At 39.2% G+C, this 22,994-nt stretch carries 20 protein-coding genes and 1 riboswitch; of the genes, 6 read left to right on the plus strand and 14 right to left on the minus strand.

The window, feature by feature from the left end:
- Positions 1-342: 342 nt before the first annotated feature.
- Together QLQ22_RS14730 and QLQ22_RS14735 are read right to left on the minus strand one after the other, a co-directional pair.
- Positions 343-1,227: a foldase protein PrsA gene (locus QLQ22_RS14730; RefSeq protein WP_223435720.1), complete on the minus strand. Its 885-nt coding sequence runs from the start codon at positions 1,225-1,227 to the stop codon at positions 343-345.
- A gap of 277 nt (positions 1,228-1,504) precedes the next feature.
- A complete protein-coding gene (locus QLQ22_RS14735) occupies positions 1,505-1,888 on the minus strand; it encodes a hypothetical protein (protein ID WP_284015053.1) in 384 nt (127 codons plus the stop codon).
- A gap of 268 nt (positions 1,889-2,156) precedes the next feature.
- A riboswitch (M-box (ykoK) riboswitch) is annotated at positions 2,157-2,321 on the plus strand.
- Positions 2,322-2,627: 306 nt separating this feature from the next.
- Between QLQ22_RS14735 and QLQ22_RS14740 the strand changes: the two genes are divergently transcribed.
- The 4 genes from QLQ22_RS14740 (at position 2,628) to QLQ22_RS14755 (ending at position 7,984) form a co-directional block, all read left to right on the plus strand.
- Positions 2,628-3,599, plus strand: coding sequence for a magnesium transporter CorA family protein (locus QLQ22_RS14740; RefSeq protein WP_223435723.1), 972 nt, complete (start codon positions 2,628-2,630; stop codon positions 3,597-3,599).
- A gap of 146 nt (positions 3,600-3,745) precedes the next feature.
- Positions 3,746-5,122: a sigma-54 interaction domain-containing protein gene (locus tag QLQ22_RS14745; protein ID WP_284015054.1), complete on the plus strand. Its 1,377-nt coding sequence runs from the start codon at positions 3,746-3,748 to the stop codon at positions 5,120-5,122.
- Positions 5,123-5,207: 85 nt separating this feature from the next.
- The gene (locus tag QLQ22_RS14750) at positions 5,208-6,539 is read left to right on the plus strand and encodes an aspartate aminotransferase family protein (RefSeq protein WP_284015055.1); all 1,332 of its coding nucleotides are present in this window, start codon (positions 5,208-5,210) and stop codon (positions 6,537-6,539) included.
- Positions 6,540-6,568: 29 nt separating this feature from the next.
- The gene (locus QLQ22_RS14755; protein WP_223435728.1) at positions 6,569-7,984 is read left to right on the plus strand and encodes a sodium:solute symporter family protein; all 1,416 of its coding nucleotides are present in this window, start codon (positions 6,569-6,571) and stop codon (positions 7,982-7,984) included.
- Positions 7,985-8,114: 130 nt separating this feature from the next.
- On the opposite strand, the gene QLQ22_RS14760 is transcribed toward QLQ22_RS14755, so the two are convergent.
- The 4 genes from QLQ22_RS14760 to QLQ22_RS14775 are packed head-to-tail and all read right to left on the minus strand — an operon-like array spanning position 8,115 to position 11,506.
- Positions 8,115-8,759, minus strand: coding sequence for an ABC transporter permease (locus QLQ22_RS14760; RefSeq protein WP_284015056.1), 645 nt, complete (start codon positions 8,757-8,759; stop codon positions 8,115-8,117).
- Positions 8,756-9,670, minus strand: a complete 915-nt coding sequence (locus QLQ22_RS14765; RefSeq protein WP_284015057.1) for a glycine betaine ABC transporter substrate-binding protein — start codon at positions 9,668-9,670, stop codon at positions 8,756-8,758. The genes QLQ22_RS14760 and QLQ22_RS14765 overlap by 4 nt, the downstream gene beginning before the upstream one ends.
- A 27-nt stretch (positions 9,671-9,697) precedes the next feature.
- On the minus strand, positions 9,698-10,345 hold the full coding sequence (locus QLQ22_RS14770) for an ABC transporter permease (protein ID WP_223435731.1): 648 nt from the start codon (positions 10,343-10,345) through the stop codon (positions 9,698-9,700).
- Positions 10,346-11,506 carry an ABC transporter ATP-binding protein gene (locus tag QLQ22_RS14775; protein WP_284015058.1) on the minus strand — a complete coding sequence of 387 codons (1,161 nt, stop codon included), beginning with the start codon at positions 11,504-11,506 and terminating at the stop codon, positions 10,346-10,348.
- Positions 11,507-11,862: 356 nt separating this feature from the next.
- On the opposite strand from QLQ22_RS14775, the gene QLQ22_RS14780 reads away from it, so the two are divergent.
- The gene (locus tag QLQ22_RS14780; RefSeq protein WP_223435734.1) at positions 11,863-12,144 is read left to right on the plus strand and encodes a hypothetical protein; all 282 of its coding nucleotides are present in this window, start codon (positions 11,863-11,865) and stop codon (positions 12,142-12,144) included.
- A 390-nt stretch (positions 12,145-12,534) separates the two neighbouring features.
- Here QLQ22_RS14780 and brnQ read toward each other — a convergent pair whose 3' ends face one another.
- The 7 genes from brnQ to QLQ22_RS14815 all read right to left on the minus strand — a co-directional run bounded on the left by brnQ (position 12,535) and on the right by QLQ22_RS14815 (position 20,707).
- Entirely contained in the window at positions 12,535-13,860 is a 1,326-nt protein-coding gene (gene brnQ, locus QLQ22_RS14785; protein WP_284015059.1) for a branched-chain amino acid transport system II carrier protein, read from the minus strand.
- A 226-nt stretch (positions 13,861-14,086) separates the two neighbouring features.
- A complete protein-coding gene (locus tag QLQ22_RS14790) occupies positions 14,087-14,749 on the minus strand; it encodes a DUF4352 domain-containing protein (protein WP_284015060.1) in 663 nt (220 codons plus the stop codon).
- A 142-nt stretch (positions 14,750-14,891) separates the two neighbouring features.
- Positions 14,892-16,292, minus strand: coding sequence for an alkaline phosphatase (locus tag QLQ22_RS14795; protein ID WP_284015061.1), 1,401 nt, complete (start codon positions 16,290-16,292; stop codon positions 14,892-14,894).
- Positions 16,293-16,480: 188 nt separating this feature from the next.
- The gene (locus tag QLQ22_RS14800) at positions 16,481-17,674 is read right to left on the minus strand and encodes an MFS transporter (protein WP_284015062.1); all 1,194 of its coding nucleotides are present in this window, start codon (positions 17,672-17,674) and stop codon (positions 16,481-16,483) included.
- Positions 17,675-17,678: 4 nt separating this feature from the next.
- Positions 17,679-18,722, minus strand: a complete 1,044-nt coding sequence (locus tag QLQ22_RS14805) for an ArsR/SmtB family transcription factor (RefSeq protein ID WP_252207051.1) — start codon at positions 18,720-18,722, stop codon at positions 17,679-17,681.
- A 288-nt stretch (positions 18,723-19,010) separates the two neighbouring features.
- The gene (locus tag QLQ22_RS25055; RefSeq protein WP_349654981.1) at positions 19,011-19,772 is read right to left on the minus strand and encodes a CPBP family intramembrane glutamic endopeptidase; all 762 of its coding nucleotides are present in this window, start codon (positions 19,770-19,772) and stop codon (positions 19,011-19,013) included.
- Between the two features lie 317 nt (positions 19,773-20,089).
- Positions 20,090-20,707 (minus strand): class I SAM-dependent methyltransferase, encoded by a 618-nt coding sequence (locus QLQ22_RS14815; RefSeq protein ID WP_284015063.1) that lies wholly within the window; start codon positions 20,705-20,707, stop codon positions 20,090-20,092.
- 332 nt (positions 20,708-21,039) lie between these two features.
- On the opposite strand from QLQ22_RS14815, the gene QLQ22_RS14820 reads away from it, so the two are divergent.
- The gene (locus tag QLQ22_RS14820) at positions 21,040-21,384 is read left to right on the plus strand and encodes a cyclic-phosphate processing receiver domain-containing protein (RefSeq protein WP_223435743.1); all 345 of its coding nucleotides are present in this window, start codon (positions 21,040-21,042) and stop codon (positions 21,382-21,384) included.
- 75 nt (positions 21,385-21,459) lie between these two features.
- Here the strand turns inward: QLQ22_RS14820 and QLQ22_RS14825 are convergent, their stop codons facing one another.
- Positions 21,460-22,860, minus strand: a complete 1,401-nt coding sequence (locus QLQ22_RS14825; protein ID WP_284015065.1) for a YcdB/YcdC domain-containing protein — start codon at positions 22,858-22,860, stop codon at positions 21,460-21,462.
- Positions 22,861-22,994: the final 134 nt, after the last annotated feature.

A 22,994-nucleotide genomic window follows, 5' to 3' on the forward strand; every position in this document is an offset into this window, starting at 1 on the left:
AAGGAGTGGATTTATGTCAACTTATTTTTATTTAAGTTTACTTAAAGGTAATATTCTATGTTAATGAAAGTTTACTTTCCATAATGAGACTTTTACTATCCTAAATGACCTGTTTACTAGCAAAAATCTGGTAAAAACTTTCCGATTTTATAGAAACACTCCCTTTTTTCCAGCAGCCTCCTAATTTCAGAAAGAAAGAGTTTTTTGCATTAACAGATGTATAAGCGATATCTTAAAAAACCTACCTATCAAGTCCGTTTCTTTTGACCATCACTGCTCGTATATCCGGTACAATTAATGCTGGAAAATAGAAAAAGAAGAGGGATCCTCTCCTTCTCTTCTTCAACTCTCAAGCGTATTTTTAATATCATATTCATCTTTTTTCTCTTCAAGCCATGTTGTGTAGACCGTTTGCATCTTTTGATCAAACAATGTTTCTTTAATTTCCTCTTTTTTGTCATCAAAGACTGCTTCTGCAGCTGCTTTTTTATCTTCAAATTTAATAACGTGATAGCCAAACTCGGTTTTAACCGGCTCGCTGATTTCTCCTTCTTTCATAGCGAATGCCACATCTTCAAATTCAGTAACCATATCGCCTTTTGCAAAGTAACCTAAGTCACCGCCTTTTTCACTGTTCGAAGTGTCTGTTGAATATTCTTTCGCAAGCTCTGAAAAATCTGCTCCGCCGTCAAGCTTCTCTTTCACTTCTTTAGCTGCAGCCTCATCTTCTACTAAAATATGACTTGCTTTTACTTGTTCCGGTTCTGCAAAACTTTCTTTATTTTCATCAAAATAGGTCTTCATTTCATCCTCTGAAATCTTAATTTCCGGCTCCAGAAGCTTTTCGATTTTCAAGTTTGTTTCCAGATCTTTTTTTACATCTTCAACGGTGCCGCCACTCGTCTCAAGCTGCTGAATAAAGGCCTCTTCGCCCCCATAAGACGCTATAACCGTCTGATATTCTTCTTCTACAGCATCATTTGAGATGTTTATGTCTTTTTTATCTGACTCCTGTTCAATAATTTTTTCCGTTATTAAGTAATCGACAAGCTGCGTCCCGCCTTGGTCCATCAGGAGATTGTATAACTCGTCCTTGCTGATTTTTTCTCCATTTACGCTTGCCACTTCTTCTTCAGCAGTGGAGGTAATGCCCCATCCAAGTCCCACTCCTAAGATCCCAGTCATCAGAAAAGCATAAGTTAGCCTATTCTTTAAAACATTCTTCATAAACAAATCTCCTTCTTTAACCATTTCTCTTTTGCTGAACATACATCCAATGATATCGCCCAAATATGAATAAACTATGAACAAATCGAGAAGAAGCTGTTAAATAAGGCTAATGTGCGTTTTTAAGTAAGATTTTCAGTGGTATTGCCGAAGAGCTTGTATACTCTTAATTAGCAGATATGGTTTCCCCAGTTATTGCAGTGTTCGTCAGTACATCCGGGGGACAGTCTGAGCAGTAAAAAAACTTATCCTTTTGAAAAGAATAAGTTTGTAAAAATTAATTTACACGATGTGTAAAAAATCGAACTAGCTTTCTTATTATAAAAATGAAAAGCAAAATGGCAAATAGGTTGATAAACAGCCCAAGGATCCCTCCAAAAAACCCTAGATTGCTAAGCAAACCTCCAAGAAGCAGTCCGGCGATTCCGCCGTACAGCAATCCTCTCATAATTCCTCCCCTGGCCGGATTGTTCCTGCGGGCGCTAAAGTTCGAACGAGGTGCATCCCGCTGATTATAATTGCTGTTTGGATTATAGCGGCGTTTTCCCCCTTTAAATGATTTTGCACTCACATAAGAAGTATTTTTTTCCAAAACGCTGTCCCCTACCGGTGTAAACAAAAGGGATATCATTAAAACCAAAGCAGTCAAACATTTTACCATATCCAAGTCTCCTTCATTTAAGATCAGATTTATTGTTTCCTTTAGCTGTTAATAAATTCTGAATCTGTCTTTAATTAAGATAGGTATGGAGTCTTATCCATTTCCATTTCTTATCCTATTTCTTCTTAAAATAGGTTAACTAAAGAATATTTTCCTTGATAATTCTTTGCTGAATATAGAGTTATGTCCAAATGAATATTCAGTTAAAGGATTGACTAAAAAAAGTTTGACACTTATTTTAATGTTTCATATAGTGACTATAGCTAAATAAGTCTTCTGTTAGGTGAGGCTCCTGTATAGAGATACGCTGCTGCCCAAAAATGTCGAGAGACGCCAATGGGTCAACAGGAAAAATCGGATTAAGGTTTTTCTTAATGCAGCTGGTATAATCCTATGCTGTACAGTGCTAAAACTCAAAACAAGGGGAGACATTAAAAGTTGCTATTTATGCTTTTTATGACCCCTTTCATATGAAAGGGGTCTTTTTAACAGAATTTTGAGCATTGATGGCAAGCGGAATCACCCAGCTACTCGTGCAGAATAAACTATGGGCGCTTGCGCTTTTCATAATAATGGGGGTGAGGAAATAATGGGCACAGATGACCCTAATCCGGCAGATGAAAACAGAGTCAGCATAAGCATGAGGCAACCAGTGTGCACCTGTTCCTCTTTTCCTGCCAAAGAAGATCTAAGCGGACACGTTTGCCTCGTAGAATAAACTTTTACGGGGTGTATACAGATGATTAAAACGTATCTCTATAAAAACGATACACAAGAAATGATCGCAGATATTAAAATGAATGAAATCAATCATCATTTAAGCCATTCAGACAGCTTACTATGGATTGATATGTATGATGTACAAAACCGCGAATTATATGAAGTCGCAAAAATATTTGATTTTCACCATCTGGCAATTGAAGATTGTCTCCATGACAGCCCCAGGGCTAAGATGGATAACTACGAGGATTATAAATTCTTTGTCTTTCACGCTCTCCGGTACAACGAGGAAAGCGATAATGAAATAACGACCCTTGAATTAAACGTTTTTGTCGGCCCTAATTATGTCGTAACGATTCATAAGCACAAATTAAAGTGGCTTGGACAAATGGACGCAATTTGCTCTAAACACATTAAATATATGAATAAAGGCGCTGACTTTCTTTTATATACGCTAATTGACGGTATAACAGATGAATATTTTCCCATCCTTGACCGTATAGGAATCCGGATTGATGAATTAGAAGATGAGATTTATGATGAAGAAATTCGCGGTGTAACCGAGGAATTTCTCGCCTTAAAACGAACCATCATCTTAATCCGAAGAGTCATACTCCCCCAGCGGAGAATCTTTATCAATGTTGATGGTAAATGGAAATTTGATATAAGAGAAGAAAATGTCCCTTTCTATACAGACTTAATTGACCATTTAGAACGGATTGTCGACTCTACTGAAACGTTCAGAGACTTAGTAAATAGTGCTCTTGATACCTACTACTCTATTATTAATGCGAAGTCCTCAGAAAAACTGAATGTCCTGACGCTGATTTCAACTATTATGCTTCCATTAACGTTTGTAACAGGCTTTTTCGGAATGAATGTTCCGCTTCCCTACCAGGACTCGCCTTTTGCGACAGTCATTATCTTTTCTTTTCTAATTCTATTAACATTTGGAATGTGGAAATATTTTAAAAATAAACAGCTTTTATAACATTGGCGACAGCTCATTTGCTGTCGTCTTTTTTTATTCAAGTATATGATTTCATTTAGAACCCTGATATAATTATTCAAAAATGAATAATTATTCAAATATGAATAATATTTCTTATATTCATTCAATGAAAGGATGAATTTTAGATGACGGAATCAACAAACTGGAATGAAAATGAACAAATTCTTCACTCCCTGAAGGATGATATTCTTGTTACCAATTTAGATGGAATTATTTTAAAAGTCAGTGAGTTTACAGGAAAAATCTACGGGGTAGAATCTGATAGTTTAATTGGAAAATCAGTCTATGATCTTGAGGCGCAGGGGCTGTTCACCCCCATTTTGACTCCAATTGTTCTGAAAGAGAAGAAAAAAATTACGTTTGTTCAAACGACGAATAAAGGAAAAAAACTATTGGTTACAGGCATACCGGTCTACAATGAAGATGGTGAACTCTACAGGGTTGTCAGCTATTCACACGATATTACGGAACTTGCAGACTATAAAAATTTCCTCATCACAATGGAAGAAGAAATGGAACGGGTAAAAAGCGAGCTTGATCTTTTGCGGGGCAAACAGCTTTATGATGCCGGAATTATTGCAAAAAGTGATGAAATGCAGAAAGTTATCAGTACGTCCCTCCAAGTATCAGAAGTTGACGTAAACGTATTAATACTGGGTGAGTCGGGCGTTGGCAAATCCCTGCTTGCAAAATTTATACATAACAAAAGCGATCGAAAAAGCGGACCATTTATTGAAGTGAACTGCGGTGCGATACCGGATTCCCTAGTAGAAGCAGAGCTGTTTGGATATGAAGCCGGAGCCTTTACCGGAGCCAATCGGAAAGGCAAAATCGGCCTGATTGAACTTTCTGATGGCGGTACCCTTTTCTTAGATGAAATTGGCGAACTGCCTCTTGCCCATCAGGTAAAAGTATTGAAGGTCATTCAGGAAAAACAGTTTTACAGGGTCGGCGGAACAAAGCCGATTCACGTTGATTTCAGACTCATTTCTGCTACAAATAAAGATTTGCAGCAGGCCATCAAAGAAAAATTATTCAGGGAGGATCTGTACTTCAGATTAAACGTTGTGCCGATAACTATTCCCCCGCTCAGACAGCGGACAGAAGACATTGTGCCGCTTATTCATCTTCTTTTAAAACAATTTGAAGAAAAGTACAACAAGGAAAAGACGCTGGATGAAGCTGTTACACATCACCTATTACATTACGATTGGAAGGGCAATGTCCGTGAATTGATTAATATTCTGGAACGGCTGGTTGTTATTTCACCTTCTGCATTAATAACTGTTGACCAGCTGCCAGAATATATAAAAGAATCAGTTGGTACTGCACCCTTCCCGATTGATGAAAATCAGACCTTATCAGAAATGATGGATGCAATGGAAAAGCAAATTCTTTTAAAAGCAAGGAAAAAATATAAAACCACAGTGCGCATGGCAGAGGCTCTTGGCATCAGTCAGCCTTCAATTGTTAGAAAAATGAAAAAACATGAGATTCTTTAACTCTCTTGGCACGGTTCTTGCAAGTGTTTAAGTATAAACAGATTACTTTTTAAACATGATGCAGGATTGATCAAGGAGGATGAAGATGGAAAATAATTGGAGTCATTTAGTTGCAGAAATGCCGGATTTATTAGCGCCGAGCATGGCGAAGGATCACCCGAATCTGCCCGTCGTAAAGGCTGAAGGCTGTTATTACTACGGGCTTGACGGCCGAAAATATTTGGATTTTACATCAGGCATTGCGACAGCCAACACAGGACACAGACATCCTAAAGTAGTACAAGCCATTAAGGATGCAGCTGACCAGCTGATGCATGGTCCATCAGGCGTCATCATGTATGAATCAATTTTGAAGCTGGCAAAGGAATTAAAGATCGTTCTGCCTGAAAATCTCGATTGTTTTTTCTTCGCCAACAGCGGAACGGAAGCAATTGAAGGTGCGATAAAACTCGCAAAACACGTTACGAGAAGACCATATGTTGTATCGTTTATCGGCTGCTTTCATGGCCGTTCGCTCGGAGCACTAAGTGTGACAACTTCTAAAAGCAAATACCGTAAATTTCTGCAGCCAAATGGACTCGCTTATCAAGTTCCCTATGCAGATGTTTCAGGATGTCCTAATGGGGCTGATCCTGAGGTTTATTGCACGGAGAAATTAGAAAAAGATTTTGAAACATTGTTTAATCATCAAGTAACACCAGAAGAAGTCGCATGTATGATCGTTGAGCCGGTCCTTGGAGAAGGCGGATATATCGTTCCTCCGAAAAGCTGGCTGAAAAAAATAAGGGAGATCTGCAGCAGGCATGGGATTCTCCTTATCTTTGATGAGGTTCAAACAGGCTTCGGACGGACGGGAGAATGGTTTGCTTCTCAAGCATTTGATGTTGTGCCCGATATTATGGCCATCGCAAAAGGAATAGCTTCAGGTCTTCCATTGAGTGCTACTGTTGCTTCGAAAGAATTAATGCAGCAATGGCCGCTTGGCAGTCACGGCACAACGTTTGGAGGCAACCCGATTGCATGTGCGGCAGCACTTGCAACCATTGAAGTGCTGAAAGAAGAGAAGCTCATTGAGAACTCTAATAAAATGGGCAAATATGCAGTGGAGAAGCTTAGATTTTTGCAAAGAACATCCCCTGTGATCGGAAGCGTACGCGCAATCGGTCTGATGATTGGGATTGAAATTGTTGACCCTGTAACAGGAAAACCAGACGGAGAAGCCCTCATGTCCATTTTGGACCGCTGTCTGGAAAAAGGTGTGCTCTTTTATTTATGCGGTAATCATGGCGAAGTCATTCGGATGATCCCTCCGCTTACTATCAGCAAGGATGAAATTGATCATGGCCTCAAAGTATTAGAAGAAGCCGTTTATGAGTACCAACGCTCTCATTTATCTAAGGCATTATTAAATTCGTAACCATTTAAACTAAAAAGGAGGCTTTTCACATGCAGCTGCTCGATACGCTCGTGGTTTTAGTGTATTTTGGGGTTTTAATAGGTGTTGGGGTTATCGGTTCCAAAAAGGCAAAGACATCGGAAGATTTTAACCTGGCCGGACGGAATCTTGGAATGTTCATGTATCTCGGCTGTCTCTCTGCTGTCATTCTCGGAGGCGCCGCAACAATTGGAACGGCAAAACTTGGTTATATATATGGAATCTCAGGGATCTGGTTTGTCACCATGATTGGTCTTGGCATTATTATACTCGGCACTATTTTTATTAAGAAAATTGATTCTTTGAAAATCACAACCATCAGTGAACTGCTCGGCAAAAGATATACTTCTGAAACCCGCCTGCTAAGTGCAATTGTAGCTGCCATCTATACTTTAATGGTTGCTGTAACACAGGTTATAGGAATGGGAGCAATCATCAACGTCCTTTTAGGCTGGAATATTACGACTTCGATGCTTGTCGGGGGCGGAATCGTTCTTTTTTATACCATTCTTGGCGGCATGTGGAGTGTAACCGTTACAGACATTATTCAATTTGTTGTCATGACCATCGGAATCTTTTTCATTATGCTGCCAATGAGCATTTCAAAAGCAGATGGCTGGGGAAATCTATTGACAGAGCTCCCTCAGACTCACTTCAGTTTTGCATCTATCGGTTATCAGCAAATCTTTCAATACTTCCTGCTTTATGCCTTGGGCATGGTAGTATCACAGGATATTTGGCAGCGGGTATTTACTGCAAAATCGAATAAAATAGCTAGAAACGGCTCTATTTTTGCAGGTTTCTACAGCATTGCCTATGCACTTGCAGGAAGCATCATCGGGATGTGTGCATTTATCGTCATCCCGTCCATCAGCAATCCTCAAAACACCTTTGCAGAAATGGCCCTTGCCATTCTTCCATCGGGAATTTTAGGGCTTGTTCTTGCAAGTGTCTGCTCTGCTCTCATGTCAACAGCATCAGGAACTCTGCTGGCGTCGGCCACTCTTATTACAAATGATATTTTAAAGCAATATTTCATGAAAAACATGACAGATAGACAGCTTTTAAGAGCATCAAGAATTACAACGCTTATCGTTGGATTAATCGCGATCACCTTCTCGATTTGGATTCAGGATGTCTTAGTCGCTTTAGATGTAGCATACGCCATTTTATCCGGTGCAATCTTTATCCCGCTCGTCATGACATTCTTCTGGAAAAAAGCGACACCGAATGCCGGCTTTTATTCCATTTTGGTCAGCACGGTCGTTGTCCTTGCCGGGCTGTTTTTTGAAGGGCTTACATCAACAAACCCGATCATATATGGAATGTCATCTGGTTTTATCGTTTTAGTGGGGATTTCATACCTTACTAACTATAGAAAGAAAACAAGCAATGTGGAATATTTGAAAGAGACAAAACAATTATAAAGAAATGTGGAATCGCCTGGTTAGCCCCGACAGTTCTTTGCGATGGAGCTGGACAATAATAAACTTATATCGTGATATACACTTATTTAAAAGAAGATCAGCCCTAAAAGGAGCTGATCTTCTTTTCTTCTTATTTCGCAGCCTTCACACTCATCCTCTTCTCCATCCGCCCTAAAACAATATCTGCAAGGATGGCCAGAATGGAAGCCGGAATGGCGCCGACATAGATCCGAATGTCATTTCTGGAGTTAATTCCTGAGAAAATTTCACGTCCTAGTCCGTCACCGCCTACGAATGGCGCAAGGGTTGCAACGCCTATAGCGATCACTGCCGCAATTCTTAATCCAGCCATGATAAATGGCATAGCAAGCGGGAGCTGTACTTTTGTCAGAAGCTGCATGTAGGTCATCCCAATACCGTGTCCCGCTTCCGTGAGAGATGAATCAACCTGCTCGAGCCCCACATAGGTATGCCTGATGATGGGCAGCAATGAGTAAAGGAACAATCCAATGACCACTGTATAGAAGCCAAGTCCGAAATATAACATCAGCAAGGCCAGCAAGGCAAGACTCGGAACGATTTGAATGATGTTGGCTGCTGATAAGATAATAGGCGCCAGTTTCTTATACCTGCTGCACACAATGCCAAGGAGCGTTCCCGCAATCAATGCCAATGAAACCCCGATGATGACCATAAGCAGGTGCTGTCCAGTGTAAAGAAGCAGCAAATCTATATTATCGCCCATATAAGAAAATAGTTCTTTAAGAAATGTCATTTCGTTCCCTCCGATCCGTTGTTCAGGAGGCCTTTTTCCGTCAGGAATTCTCTTGCTACTTCCCGTTCGTTGCGGTTTTTAATATCAACCTCGTAATTGAGCTTCGTGATGGTTTCCTCATCCATCTCACCGACTAGTTCATTCATAATCGGTTTAAGCTCCGGATGCTTCTCAAGGACCTCATTTCGTGCAACCATAGAAGCATCATAAGGAGGGAAAAATCGTTTGTCATCCTCTAATGTTTTCAAATGATATTGAATCAGTCTCGGGTCAGTTGAATAGGCAAGAACCACATCGACCCGTTCATTCGCAACTGCCTCATAAACTAAGTTGATATCCATGGAATAAGATTGTTCGAAGTCAAACCCGTAATGCTTGATAAAGGCAGGATATCCATCCTGTTTGCGCTCCATCCAGGATGAATCAACACCGAATTTCATATTCCCCTGATCTTTTTTCAAATCTGATACTTTCTTAAGCCCTTTTTCTTCTGCAGTCTGCTCCTGAACGGTCAGCGCATAGGTATTTTCCCAGCCAAGAGGGTCAAACCATGTAAAGTCATAGTGCTTATCAAAGCCTTCCTGTGCCTGCTTCAGAACCTCTTTGCGGTCTGTCGTCTGCTTTACAGGGAAAAAGTTGCTGAAAATAACTCCTGAATACATGAGAGCCATATCCAGGTCATCTCTGCTCATCGATTTTAGAATCATCGGATTTGAGAGCAGATCAGGTGTAATATCAACGGTTAAATCTGTCCGATCTTCAATCAGTTCTTTATAAATCGCAGCCATAATCTTTGTTTCTGTGTAGGTGGCGGCGCCGATTTTAATGGTTTCTTTTGAGCTGCATCCTGATAAAACCGAGGTGCATGCTATGATAACTGCCAGTGCAGATAGAATGATTGCTTTCCTCATTAAATTTCTCCTTGTGTTTCCTTATTTCTAAGCTGTTAACCCGGTTCTATTTTTACTGAAAAAGCCTAAAACAACATCAACGATAACCGCCAGAATAATGGCACTGATCGTTCCAGTAAAGATAAGAAAATTATCATTGTTTGACATGCCGGCAATAATCAAATCACCAAGTCCCCCGGCTCCAATCAATGCAGCAAGGGTTGTCCAGCTGATTATATAAACGGTCGTTAATCGAATTCCTGAAAGAATGTATGGAAATGCAAGCGGAAGTTCAATTTTAAATAGACGCTGAAACGTGCCAAACCCCATTCCTCTGGCTGCTTCAACAATGCTGCCATCCACTTCTCTAATACCTGAATAGGTATTGCGGAGAAGCGGCAGCAATGAATATAAAAAGAGAGCAAATATTGCAGGCTTCATTCCGATGCCCATCAGCGGAATAAGCATCGCTAGCAAGGCAATGGTCGGAACCGTCTGAAATACATTCACAAGACCAAATACGAAGCTGTTTAAAGGGCCTTCTTTCACCCTTGTCAGTAAAATACCAGTTGTAATAGCTGCTATGCAGCCGAATAAAACAGCAAGGCCAACAATCGTTAAATGTTCTCCTGACCTTGCCAGAATATCTGGGTACCGTTCCTGCAGAAAGGAAAAATAATCCTGAATGAGTTTCATTTAAACCACCTCATCTGCATAAGGAAATACGTCTGCCATTAAGCGGACCATGCTTCCTCTCGTAATCACGCCGACAAACTTGCCGTTTCTTCCAACAACCGGTACATAAGGCAGGTTATACTGGCTCATTAAATCAAGTGCAATTGTAAAAGGACTGTCAGATTGGACGGTATGCGCGAAAGGCAGCATGACATCTTTCAGTGTTTTGGTTTCATCACGGTATTGTCCCAGAAGATTCAAAATTGGCGCATATCCCAGCAAGTTGCGTTCCCGGTCAATAATAATCAGCGAATCCACTCGTCTTTGCTCCATGATTTTCACAGCGGCTGCAAGACCTCTTTCTGGATAGGCTGTTGCAGGATTATCAATCATGACTTCATTAACGGTTGGAATTTCATCGGGATCCATCGGAAAACTTGTATCATTATGCTCTTTTAAACGCTTCTTCCCAATGAACTCTTTCACAAAATCATTTGCCGGATGCCGCAAGATCGAGTCTGGCGATCCTACCTGGATCACTTCTCCATCCTTCATTAAAATGATGTTATCCGCAATTTTAATGGCTTCGTCCATATCATGAGTGACAAACACGATGGTCTTTTTCAGATCATCCTGTAAATTCACTAGCTCTGCCTGAAGCTGATCACGGCTGATTGGATCAAGTGCGCTAAACGGCTCGTCCATCAAAATGACATCAGGTTCTGCTGCAAGTGCGCGAATCACGCCAACGCGCTGCTGCTGTCCCCCGCTCAGCTCGCTTGGAAAACGGCTGCGGTAGGTCTCTGGATCTAAATTGACCATCGATAGCAGCTCATTCACTTTCCGGGTTGTCCGTTCTTCCTCCCACTTCAGTAAACGCGGAACGACTGCGACATTGTCGGCTATGGTCATGTGCGGAAAAAGACCGATGCTTTGAATGACATAGCCGATCTTCCTCCTCAGATCGACAGGATTTATCTTCGAGATATCCTCATTATTTATGTATACCGTGCCTTCAGTCGGAGTAATCAAACGGTTGATAAGCTTCATGGTTGTTGATTTCCCGCATCCGCTTGGTCCGATCACTACATGAATTTTTCCTGCCTCAAGTTCAAGATTGATATCCTTTAATGCCTTAAAACCATCAGGATATTTTTTTGTGATATTTCTAAGCTGAATCATTACATGTCTCCTTCTCTGTTAGAATCCAATTGATATTTTCCATTTATGTTTATTCCCTTGTGAAAAAAACTCAAACATTTTTTTACTTTTTGTCAGCCCCTTCATTCCATACATTTCCTTCTCTAAAATTCACTTGTGTGCCTAACCCAACTTAATATCGATATACCGGAAGTTTTAATATACTGAAGAAAATGATACTTATTTTAAGTGGAGTCATCCTGCTTGCGATTTGTAATTAAAAATGGAAATGATTACTATACAGAGGTGCATTCTTTATTATCAGGGGGAGCTAGCGCTTTATCCTGCAGTCAGCAAACTCTATCCTGCCCTTTTTTAAAGATTTTGAAGGTGCATAAGTGCTTTTATATTCACTTTTATCATTAGAGAAGTCAATCAGCATGAGGTTTTTAGAGCTCTTCATAATAAAGCGGGAAACGATGCAGAGGCTCTTTTTCTTTACTATCATTCATGGAAATCAGCGGAAGTTTTTCGTCATTGATGGAAAGGCTTCACACTTGTGCGGCGGTTTCAATTTAGGCGAGGAATACCTTGGTCAAGTCACAGGTTTGAATCCTTTCGGGACTATCATTTGCGGATTGCAGGTGAAGGCTCAGAAGAAATCAAGAAACGATTTTTAAAGGACTGGGAAGAAGATGCGGGCTAAAAGCTGTCAGTAAAAAGACAAAGCTTTTTAAAAACGAAGGGTGGAACAAAAGAGGTATCCTTTTATAACAGACTTAAAAAATCATTCGCCAAAGAAACCCCCTGCTTTGTTCCTGGCAATCAGCTGATTAAAGCACTGATTGAGGCTAAAAAGCAAGGGGTCCATTGACATTATTGTCCCTGTTAACACGGATTCATGGTTTACGAAGCCTCCCTGCTATCCGAAAACAGATGAACTTCTATTTTACAATATATGGAGTAACTTATATCCGAAAGGCTATTTTCAGGGAATTGATAACCGGATAGCCAAAATCAGCACAGTATACTGGGAGAACCCCCGCAAAGTAAACGATCCTTTATATTATTTACTTATAGGCAGGAACACTTGATGTTTTTCTTTTACCAAGAAGATAGCCGAGTGCGATCCCGATGAGTGCCGGAATGAGCCAGCCTATTCCCTCTTGATACAGCGGCATTGCATTCAAAACCGGACTCAATGCTTCTCCCATAAATGTTTTATTTACTGTATCTAGGATGCTGAACAGTCCGACAACTGCGACAGTTGTAACATAAATATAAGAACTGTTTTCAATATACTGATGGATTAGTGCAAGGAAGATCAGCACAATTGCAATTGGATAAATCATGCCCAGAATCGGCACGGACACTTTAAGAATTTGAGTTAAACCTAAATTCGCAACCGCTGTGCTAGTCAGACAAAGAATAAGAACCCAGGCTTTATATGGAACTTTTGACACTGCACCAGCGAAAAACTGGCTGCATGAAATCACAAGACCAATGGAGACGCAGAAGCATGCAAGTGTAAAGACAATTCCTAAGATGAGAGTACCGCTTTGTCCGAAGAGATACCCCATAATATTTGTCAAAATCTGCGCACCGTTTTCTGACTGGCCAAGAGATGCGCTGGCAGCACCTAGATATCCAAGGATAATGTAGATGACAGTCAGTAAGATTCCAGCTCCGATTCCCGCGGAAATCATATAGTGCGACAGCAACTTATCATTCTCTACTCCCTGTGCCCGAATCGTATTGGCAATCACAATGCCAAATGCAAGGGCAGCAAGGGCGTCCATCGTTAAATAGCCATCCAAAAACCCTTGAAAAACAGGACTATTTCCATAATTGCCTGTTGGAAGTTCAAAAGAACCAATTGGAGTGATCAGGCTTTTCACCAAAATGATCACAATAAGTGCGAGCACAATAGGCGTCAGCAGTTTTCCAAACAAATCTACAAGCTTAGATGGTGACATGCTCAGCCAGTAAACTAGACCAAAAAAGACAATTGTATAAATGAATAGTGTTGCAGGATTAACTGCTAATCCTTCAGGAAGAAATGGTGCTGCTCCCATTTCGTAGGCAAGACTTCCTGCTCTAGGGATGGCAAGGCCCGGTCCGATTGAAATATAAATGATAAATGGAAAAATAAGAGCAAATAACGGGTGTACACGGGAATTCAGTGTCTGAAAGCTCCCTGCTTTCGCAATAGCCACAACCCCCAGGATCGGCAGTCCTACTGCAGAAACAATAAATCCTGCAAGGGATGGCCACATATTATCCCCGGCAGCCTGTCCAAGAAAGACTGGGAAAATTAAATTTCCGGCCCCAAAAAACATTGAAAATAGCATTAAGCTAATAAAAACAAGTTGTTTCCCACTAAATTCCTTCGTCATGTAAAAAGCTCCTTTGATGTAGTAGTTCCTATAAGAAAATAGTCATGCAAATAATAGTTCAAAGTATATCAGCTATTAAATTGATTGACTAGTTCATTTTTTCAGTACTCTTTTGCAAAAAAGGCACAAATCTTTATTTATCAGCATTGAATGCGTTTACTTTACTCCGATAAAATTTCTTCCAATAAAAAAGACAATGCCTGTTTGGCATTGTCTTTTTCGCCTATTAAAACTTAATGTTTATTTCCTGTGCTTTCTCTTCTATCTGTTGTTCTTGATTTAATAGATCACTCGTCAAAATTTTAATACTCTTAATCTCTTTATCAGAATGATCCAAGATAAATCCGATATTCCCCCGTTTAGATCCATTTGCCGCAAGCTCGCCATTTAACTCCTCGAGGTAAATATCAGACTCCCAATCTTTATGCTCACCTGTATTCGTTTCAAGGACAGCTAACGGTGAGAAGAAAACAGGCTGATCTGACGTATTTTTAACTTCAATATTTACTTTCACAATATTAAACGTTTCTTCATGTGTAAAAGAGTGAAAGAAATCGATCATGCTGTAGGCCGGTGTATGCTCGATAATTTTGACATCATGGATCATTAGTTCAACATCGCCGACTTGGTACGTTTCATTGACTTTCTTAATAGCTTTTAACTCTGCTGCTCCTTTGTCGTCCTTAAAAGTCTGACCGACTTCAAGCAGCTCGCGGTCATCTGTAATTTGAGGGTTTGGAACGTAGATATCGTTTGTAGATTGTTTATTTGCTGAGGGTTCAGATACCGTTTCTTTCTCTTCTTCAGCAGCATCTTTTGGTGCTGAAGCTTGAGCTTGACATGCTGTAAGAATTAACGTTAATGATAGGAGGGTCCATAATTTTTTCATTTGTAATCCCCTTTTCTCTAGGAGTGGATATAGATTATTAGTAGTTCCGCTTTTGGCAGAAATAAGTCCGGCGATGAAGAACTATTTAGGCTTCATCGCCGGGGCTGTTCGTAAGAGTCACAGAAGAACAGCGGATTCCTGCTTATTTCTTTTTGTTTTTCTCTAAAATCTTAAAGATTATTTCTGCATGATCTGTGTTGTCCTTTTGGCCTGCAAACAATTCTGATCCAGGTCCATAAGCAAATACAGGAACATCTTCTCCTGTATGACCGCCAGTTGTCCAGCCTGTGTTTGTGCGCTTGTTAAAAATAGCTTCAATTGCATTATCTACTCGTAAAATACCTTTATCTTTATCTGCTTTTCCTTCCTCAGCAGCCTTTTTAACAGAATTAATTTCTTCTGCCGTTAGATCTAAATCGATATTTTGCTTTAATGTTTTTTCTGCATCTGCACCTTTAGTGACAATTTCATTAGCCATGAAATCAGGTGTGCGCTTAGCAGCTTTAATCGGTTCACCAAACCAGTTGTAGACACCGTTAGCGCCGATTGAATATCCGCCAGTTGAATGATCAGCTGTAGCAACCACTAGTGTATGCTTGTCCTTTTTAGCAAACTCAATCGCTGCTTTGTATGCTTTTTCAAAATCCTGCATTTCACTCATGGCTGCGACGATATCATTGTCATGACCTGCCCAGTCGACCTGGCTGCCTTCAACCATAAGGAAAAATCCGTCTTTGTCCTTATTTAACCTTGTCAATGCAGAGTTGGTCATGTCTTGAAGTGAAGGTGTTTCATTGTTGCGGTCGATCATTTTCGGCATACCGCCTTCAGCAAACAATCCAAGTACTTGCTCATTTTTATCCTTCAATAAATCTTCCTTATTAGTAACATAGCTGTATCCATCTTTTTTGAATTCTTCTGTCAGGTTGCGGTCACCGCGGATGAAGTTGCTTGAGCCGCCCCCAAGCATCACATCTACTTTGTGCTTGCCGTTAATCATTTCGTCGTAGTAATCATCTGCTAATGAGTTCATGTTTTTACGGCTCATGTCATGTGCGCCGAACGATGCCGGAGTGGCATGCGTGATTTCAGAAGTTGCAACAAGTCCAGTTGACTTTCCTTTTTCTTTTGCAGATTCTAAAACCGTTTTAAGTTCCGTTCCATCGTTGTCTACAGCAATCGCTGCATTGAACGTTTTGTACCCAGTTGACATTGCCGTTGCTGCTGACGCTGAATCCGTTACATTTTCTGACGGATCTTCAGGATATGTCATCTGATTGCCGACAAGATGCTTATCAAATTCTGTGCGTTCAGCGACTGGTGTATTTGGATTATCCTGCAGATAGCGGTAAGCTGAAGTATATGATACTCCCATTCCGTCACCGATTAAAAAAATAACGTTTTTGATTTCGCCCGTTTTATTAGAGGCTGCTTCTGCATGATTCGCTTTCGCCTTAGGAAAGCTTCCAATTAAACTGCCAGCAACCACTGCTGAAAGTACAGCAACCGGAATGACTTTTTTTCCAAACTTTCTATTAAACAATGAAACGACCTCCCAATAGAATAGATTAATAATCTCTATTTACATTCTATTGGTCTTTCTTTAAGTAAGTTTGTTGACTTTGTAAATTCTCGTTGCCCGTCCTTTACGTAATATTTACAAAAAAGACAAAGAAAACGCAGATTTTTTTACATTAAATTGAAGAAAAGCTGTCTCTTGCTTAACCCAGCTTAATCTGCCGCCTGAACTGCAAGTCTCCTTCTGAAAACCTTCAGGATTACAGCGCCTGCGCCTGACACTATACATATCAGAAGCCCAACGGATAAAAACAAAGCAGAAATCCCAATTTGCGAAGCGCAAAAAGTTCCATACAAAATCCCCAAAGGAGCGGCCGCTTTTGTTAACAAGAACCTGACCGACAGAATTTGTCCAAGGACCGAATCTGGTACCAGCCGCTGATAGAGGGTCGTGCTGTAGATGTTCCAAAAAGGCATGACGGCTCCAGCAATGATTTCTATTAAAATAGCAGCCCATAAAATTTTAGTGACTCCTAAAGCTAAATACGTGCAGCCTCCAATAAATAGCGCGGAGGTCATGACAATATACAGTGATTGTTTTGGAACTCTTATTTTTGCAGCGGCATAGCTCCCAAGAATATAGCCTAATGGAAAAGAAGCCGCGAACAGACCATATTCAAAAGCAGAGCCGCCGATTATCTCAGCTATGTATGGAATGTACATCGTTTGCGAAGCGTATACGCCAAAGCTGGCAACGGAAATAAATCCTCCTAAAACAAGCAAAATCCAATGGTTTCGATAAATTGTGAAACCCTCTTTAAATTGACCTGTCCAAGTATTCTTTTTCGTTTTTCTGATAAATGGCTCATTGATCTTCTGTATCATTGTAAAAGAAATGAAAAACATAATAGAAATGGATAAAAGAGCATCCTTATAATCAACAGCGGTTACTATCAAACCTGCAGCAGGAAGAGAAATAAACCTCATTAGCTGGACTCCGCCTGAGATTTTCGCATTCACTTTTACTAATTCCTCATCTTTAACGAGTTTTGGTATAAGCGCTGCAGCAGCAGGGTCATAAACGACAATTGAAGTTATAAAAGCAGAAAAGTAAAGAAATTCAACCTCTGCATTTCCTGAAAAAATGATCATCCACAATAGAAAATAAGCTGAACATCTTATCCATTCTGAAGTTTTCATCATAGTCGTTCTTTGAAAACGATCGATATAGGGACCCGCTAAAAATTGGATCAGCAGCTGGCCCGCAATACTCACCAGCCAAAGTCCTCCCATCACAAACTTAGAGCCTGTTTCCCCATAGACAATCCAGGAAATGCAAAAGGTGCCAAACGTACTTGCGAAGGTTGAAAGCAGCTGATTGTAAAAAAGCAAGGAAACACTTTTCATCCATTCAGCTCCGTTCTAAATAATTCTCAATTTGGGTTTCAATACCCCGGAAAGCTTGTTCTGTTACGGAATAATAAGCACCAGTCACTTTCACAATTCCTGCTGAACGCAATAATGATAAATGGTGATGAACCGTTGTTTTGCCCATTCCAAGTAAAGCTGTAAGCTCCTTTAATGTTCTCTCTTTTTCAGAAAGCAGCTTTACGATCCGCAGCCGCTTTTCATCTCCAATTGCTTTAAAACGCTGGACAAGCTGTGCAGGCGGCTCGTAAGGATCTGCTGTTTCATTCAGACTGTTATTACTTACTGGATAATAGAAGACTTTTGTTTCTTCTAAATTAGCCTGAATGGTCCACGGCCGGTAAATGTGATGCGGGATCAGCAAAACCTTTGTAATACCTGGCTCCGGCTTGTAATCTACACCTGCTGCATGAAGAACAATTTCCTGAGGACTCTGATTTTTCAGCCAATGTTCCTTTTCCTTTTGATCACGTTCCAGAATGCTTCTTATTTCTAATTCCTGTTTTTGTATAAATTCTCTGTACCAGCCGATTGTTACCTGTTTAAAATGGTTTCTAAGTTCTTTTAAGTCACACCTGCAAATGAAATGAATCATTTGCGGGAAAAAAGCGTGTTCTTTACAAGCAAGGATCATCTCATTTTCAGATTCAGCATCTCCATTGGAAGCCTTCAGACGGTTCTCATCCTGAGTTTGATCCAAGTAAGGCAGTATCAAATATTTCAGGTGCTGATCAGGAAGATCATCAATAAAACCATGTAGATCTTTTAAAGAAGAAAAATTCTCCTCGTGCAAAAGCTGCAGCAGCATTTTCCACGTATTGTGTTCCTGACAATATTGCAGCTCGGCCGTCAGACTTTCAGAAAGATTATATCGGATGTGATCCCATTCCTGCTTTGGCTTCTCCAGCTGGTTATGCAGCTTTGGATATGTAATCATGGCAATTCCAAGCACACATTCAAATATTATCGAATGCTTTAGTTCTACTTCGTATGATTTTCTTTCAAAGGATGTGTTTAATAAGTTCATTTTTATCATCTCCTTTCTTTTATTCTAAATATATAGAATGTTTTATTCAACATATTTAGAATTTAATTAGAAACTGGTTTCACTCGCTGAAATAGGAAAGCACTTAGGACTAGACAAACGCGGAGAACAAATGTTGAATTCAGCGTGTCAAAGATCTAACTGCCATACGGTAGAGATGTTAAGAAGGTGATCGATCATTTAAATTAAAAATAGCTCAGAGCCTTTTAAACTCTGAGCGTCGTAATTAAATGGGGTTATTCAATTAAATCCCCCTTGTATGGAATAAGTTCAAATTATCCATCCATTGAAAACCATCCCCAAGTTGATAACAATGTGAAACACTATGGATGGATATATACTATTGGTCTTTAAAACTACGATTGCATAGAAAAGCCCTCCGAAAGAAAAAAGTAAGCTTATTATTACAGGAATTCCAATTGCTAAATGCAGCAGCCCGAATCCGATACTGGTTATTACGACAGCATAAAAGGTGGAAACATTTCTTTTTAAACTTGATAACATAATACCTCTCCAAATTACCTCTTCAAGTGTAGCGTTTAAGATGGCAAATAATATACCGAAAAGTAATATTGATTTTAAATAGCTCATTTCTTGATGTATAAATAATGGTATAAGTATTGTGCTCGATACCATAAGCCCAATAAGTAAAAAGTATGGTAATTTAATTGTATGAAACGGCATTGTTATACGTCTTTGCCAATCTGGTAATAGTCCGAAGTAAAATATCTTCTGCTTAGATAACATTAGTGAAATCACTGTTCCAACCATAATTAACATAAGTAAACTTCTGTTAATTATGGTTTTCATTTCTACGGATATGTTCCATTCATTTATGTAGCTGCTTCCAATTTGAAACATCAATGTACCTAATAAGAAGAATATAAACAAGGAAACGGATGAACGGTATTTATTAGTTGAGATATAGATGATGAGCAAGAATATCAGTGGTAATAATCCCCAAACAAACAACCTAAATGAAAAAAGAATAATACCTGCGAAAAATAAGATTGCCAAAAATAAGAGAAACATATTTGTCCGTGAGCGATTTATGCTAATCCCCCCTTTAATAAAGCACAATTAAACCGTTTTCGTCTAAACTTGATCAAGATAACTGCTCTTTAGCTGAATAAGCTCCTGTAAATACAATACCATAAAAAGTAAATTATCAATCATCTTATTTAAAAACAACAATCTTTACGAAATGAGCCTTAAAGAAAAAGAGAACAAAAAAATGCTCAGAAGTTCCCACTCTGAACATTGACCATTCATATATTCTCTTTTTTAAAGAATATTACTATCACTCTTACCTAAAGATGACGAACACTAAGTGTCTCCTAGGCACACTATCACTGCTTAGTAACTATTATCTTTCTATACATTCCGTTGAACATGATCCCTGCATCCTCTTTAATACGGAGTTTTGCTTTTTGTTTTGCAAATAATTCCTCAAAATTCAATCCAATATCAGTTCCTAAAACCTTGATAAATGGCCTAATGATTTTTTTTATTAAGGAGAGCCTCTTTGCTTTGGAGGAAAACTTATCAAACAGTATGATTTCACCCTCTTTTTTCAAAACTCGCGACATTTCTCCAAAACATTTATCTGCGTCTGGTACTACAGAGAGTATTAAACTCCCTACTATTATGTCAAATTGTTCATCTGGAAAATTCATTTCTTGAGCATCCATTTCTATGAAATGGATAGAAGAGTTAGGAAATTTCTCTTTTGCTTTGCTTAGCATTTCAGGTGAAAAATCGATAGCGGTAATATCTAGTCCATTGTGATGAATCTGTTCTAAATCTGCTCCTGTTCCTACACCGACAAAAAGGACTTTTTGTGAACGATTAAATGTCCTTTCTTGAAATATTTTCTTTCGGGCATTGAGAAAGCGGCCTGAATTGAAAAACTTATCGTAAACTGGAGACCAAACCTTATATATCGCTTTATTCCAAGCATTATTCATTTCTCCACCCTCTTTAAAAATCAGTAATTGATAAAACTATAAATTCCTATTTATTCTATTTGAGTTACTTAAAGATCCATTGTGCCTAAAAAAATTAAGACGGTAATCTCATGATGATTTCCTGCAGTCTATTCATTTATGGCGAAGTTACACCATTTCCTGCTCCTGAATACTTCATAAAAATTTTTTTATTATAACAATTGGCATCTAAGTGTCTGTTCTGAGAGCTTTTATATACGTAATCTCCTCTTCGGCAAAGCGGTTTCCCCTTTGTTTATGCTGAAAATATGTTACACTTAAGACAGGTCAAAAATTGATCGGAGGAAATCATCATGCAAATCAGTGTCTTCTTAGATGATTACCGAACGTGCCCAAGCGGATATGTTTTGGCAGAAAATATAGATCAGTGCATCAGTCTTTTGCGGAATAACTGTGTCGACCATCTTTCACTTGATCATGATCTTGTAAACAAAACAAGAAACGGGCTAATGCTTGTTGAGTACATGGTTAATAATCACCTTTATGCCAAACGCATCACGATTCATTCCGCCAATGCTGTCGGAAGCAAAGCTATGTACAAGTATTTTAAAAAAGCACAGGATGAATTTAAAATGCCGAAATCTATTAAAGTTATCTTAAAACCCATGCCCCTTCATTCTATTGCTGCCTGCCGCTAACTCCTGCCTGCAAAAATTCTATATAGCGATTTTTTTGAGGTATTACTTAAAAACTGATGCCTCTTTTTAATGGATTTAAAATCCTTTTTCCACTATAAGTTTTCCATTTTTCGCATGAATAAAAGCAACAGTCCCTTTAAAATCCGGATAGATAGGTTTATAAACGAGCTGATAATAGCTTTCTGAATTGTCTTTATACTCTTTAGACCATTGCTTTTCAATTTGGAAGACTGAACGAAATATTTCTATAGCATTCTCTTTAGAAATTCCGGGATCAGGATCAATTGACAACAGCAGCTTCGGCTCTACTTCTGGTCCAAGATAGTGTGTGATTTTCCCAGCTGTTCGGCTCACACTAATTCTTGCCGTTCCATATCTCACAGATATTCCATGATGGATAAGATCAAATTGAAAAAGGGCTCTTGCTTCATCACTTTCTATTTCTTCATTCATCCGGAAATAAAGATGAGCATCAGGATAAATGGCGTTTAAAAATTGAATGGCTGCTATTTCACATTCTTTTATGCTCAGCAATTGATTCCCCGCCGTTTCAATAAAAGAAATGAATCCTATTAATTTGCCGGTTTCTTTATCACGCTTTACTTTTATTGTATTTTCATTTCTTTTGTTGAAAAAAGTCATGATGCTATGATCTGGTGCAGCTGGCTCGTCCCCATATTTTCTATATACCTGTCCAATCGCATCCCCGAAATCCTGCTCTCGAATTTTGGCAAAGCCTGCATCCAGTTCTGTTAACGCTTCTGGGGAGAATCCAGATTCTAACTTTGGCAATCGTTTGTAAATTTGTCCTTTATCTTCTTCTTCATTTTCTATAAATACTTTTTGTTTCCCGTCTGCCGGCATCTTATAAAAAAGCAATTCTGGTTCATACACTAAGTGAGGAAGATTGTCCCCTTTTTCATAGAGTTTTTCATTAAGGCAGACTATCATCAGATTCATGATTATGTCTTTCAGAAATTCACATCTTACTTTTTCTTCAGGCAGCAGCAACTCGGGAAAAACAATGTGTTCAGCTGAACCATTAAAATGAAACTGCATAATTTCCCCGTGTTCATTAATATCTATGTAAAAACCGGTAAATGGCAAAGGTAAATCCAATTCCATCTGGATATAAGATACGCGGAGATTCTCATCTATTTTGTGTACATGCTCTTCCATAAACATATTAACTGCACCAGGATAATGAATCTCGACAAATTGCAATGCTTTATTTTTTAAATCCTCTTGATTAAAGAGATTGTGTTGAACCTCTGCAGTTGATTTGTCTTTTGTTAAATCAAGCAGATGACCGTTTCCATCCAGCTCAATCCAAATCCCCATTTCTTCCTCATCTGGATGCTTCCATGCGAAAATCGCCCGGCTTCCATCCTCAGAATAATCTTCAATTTCAAGCTGATATTCACTTGGAATCACACAAATCTGCCTTGCTTTATATAAAAGTTCCTTATTATGCATAACCTTCTCCTTTTTTAAGAGCTGCAGTCTATTACTTTATATACGTATCTAAAGGCTGTTTTGTTTCATAGAGTGATATAAAAAACCCCGCCAACTTAGGACGGGATCAAATGATAACTGCTTAGCTATTTGTC

This window comes from Metabacillus hrfriensis, assembly GCF_030127205.1.
Lineage (GTDB): Bacteria > Bacillota > Bacilli > Bacillales > Bacillaceae > Bacillus_P > Bacillus_P dongyingensis.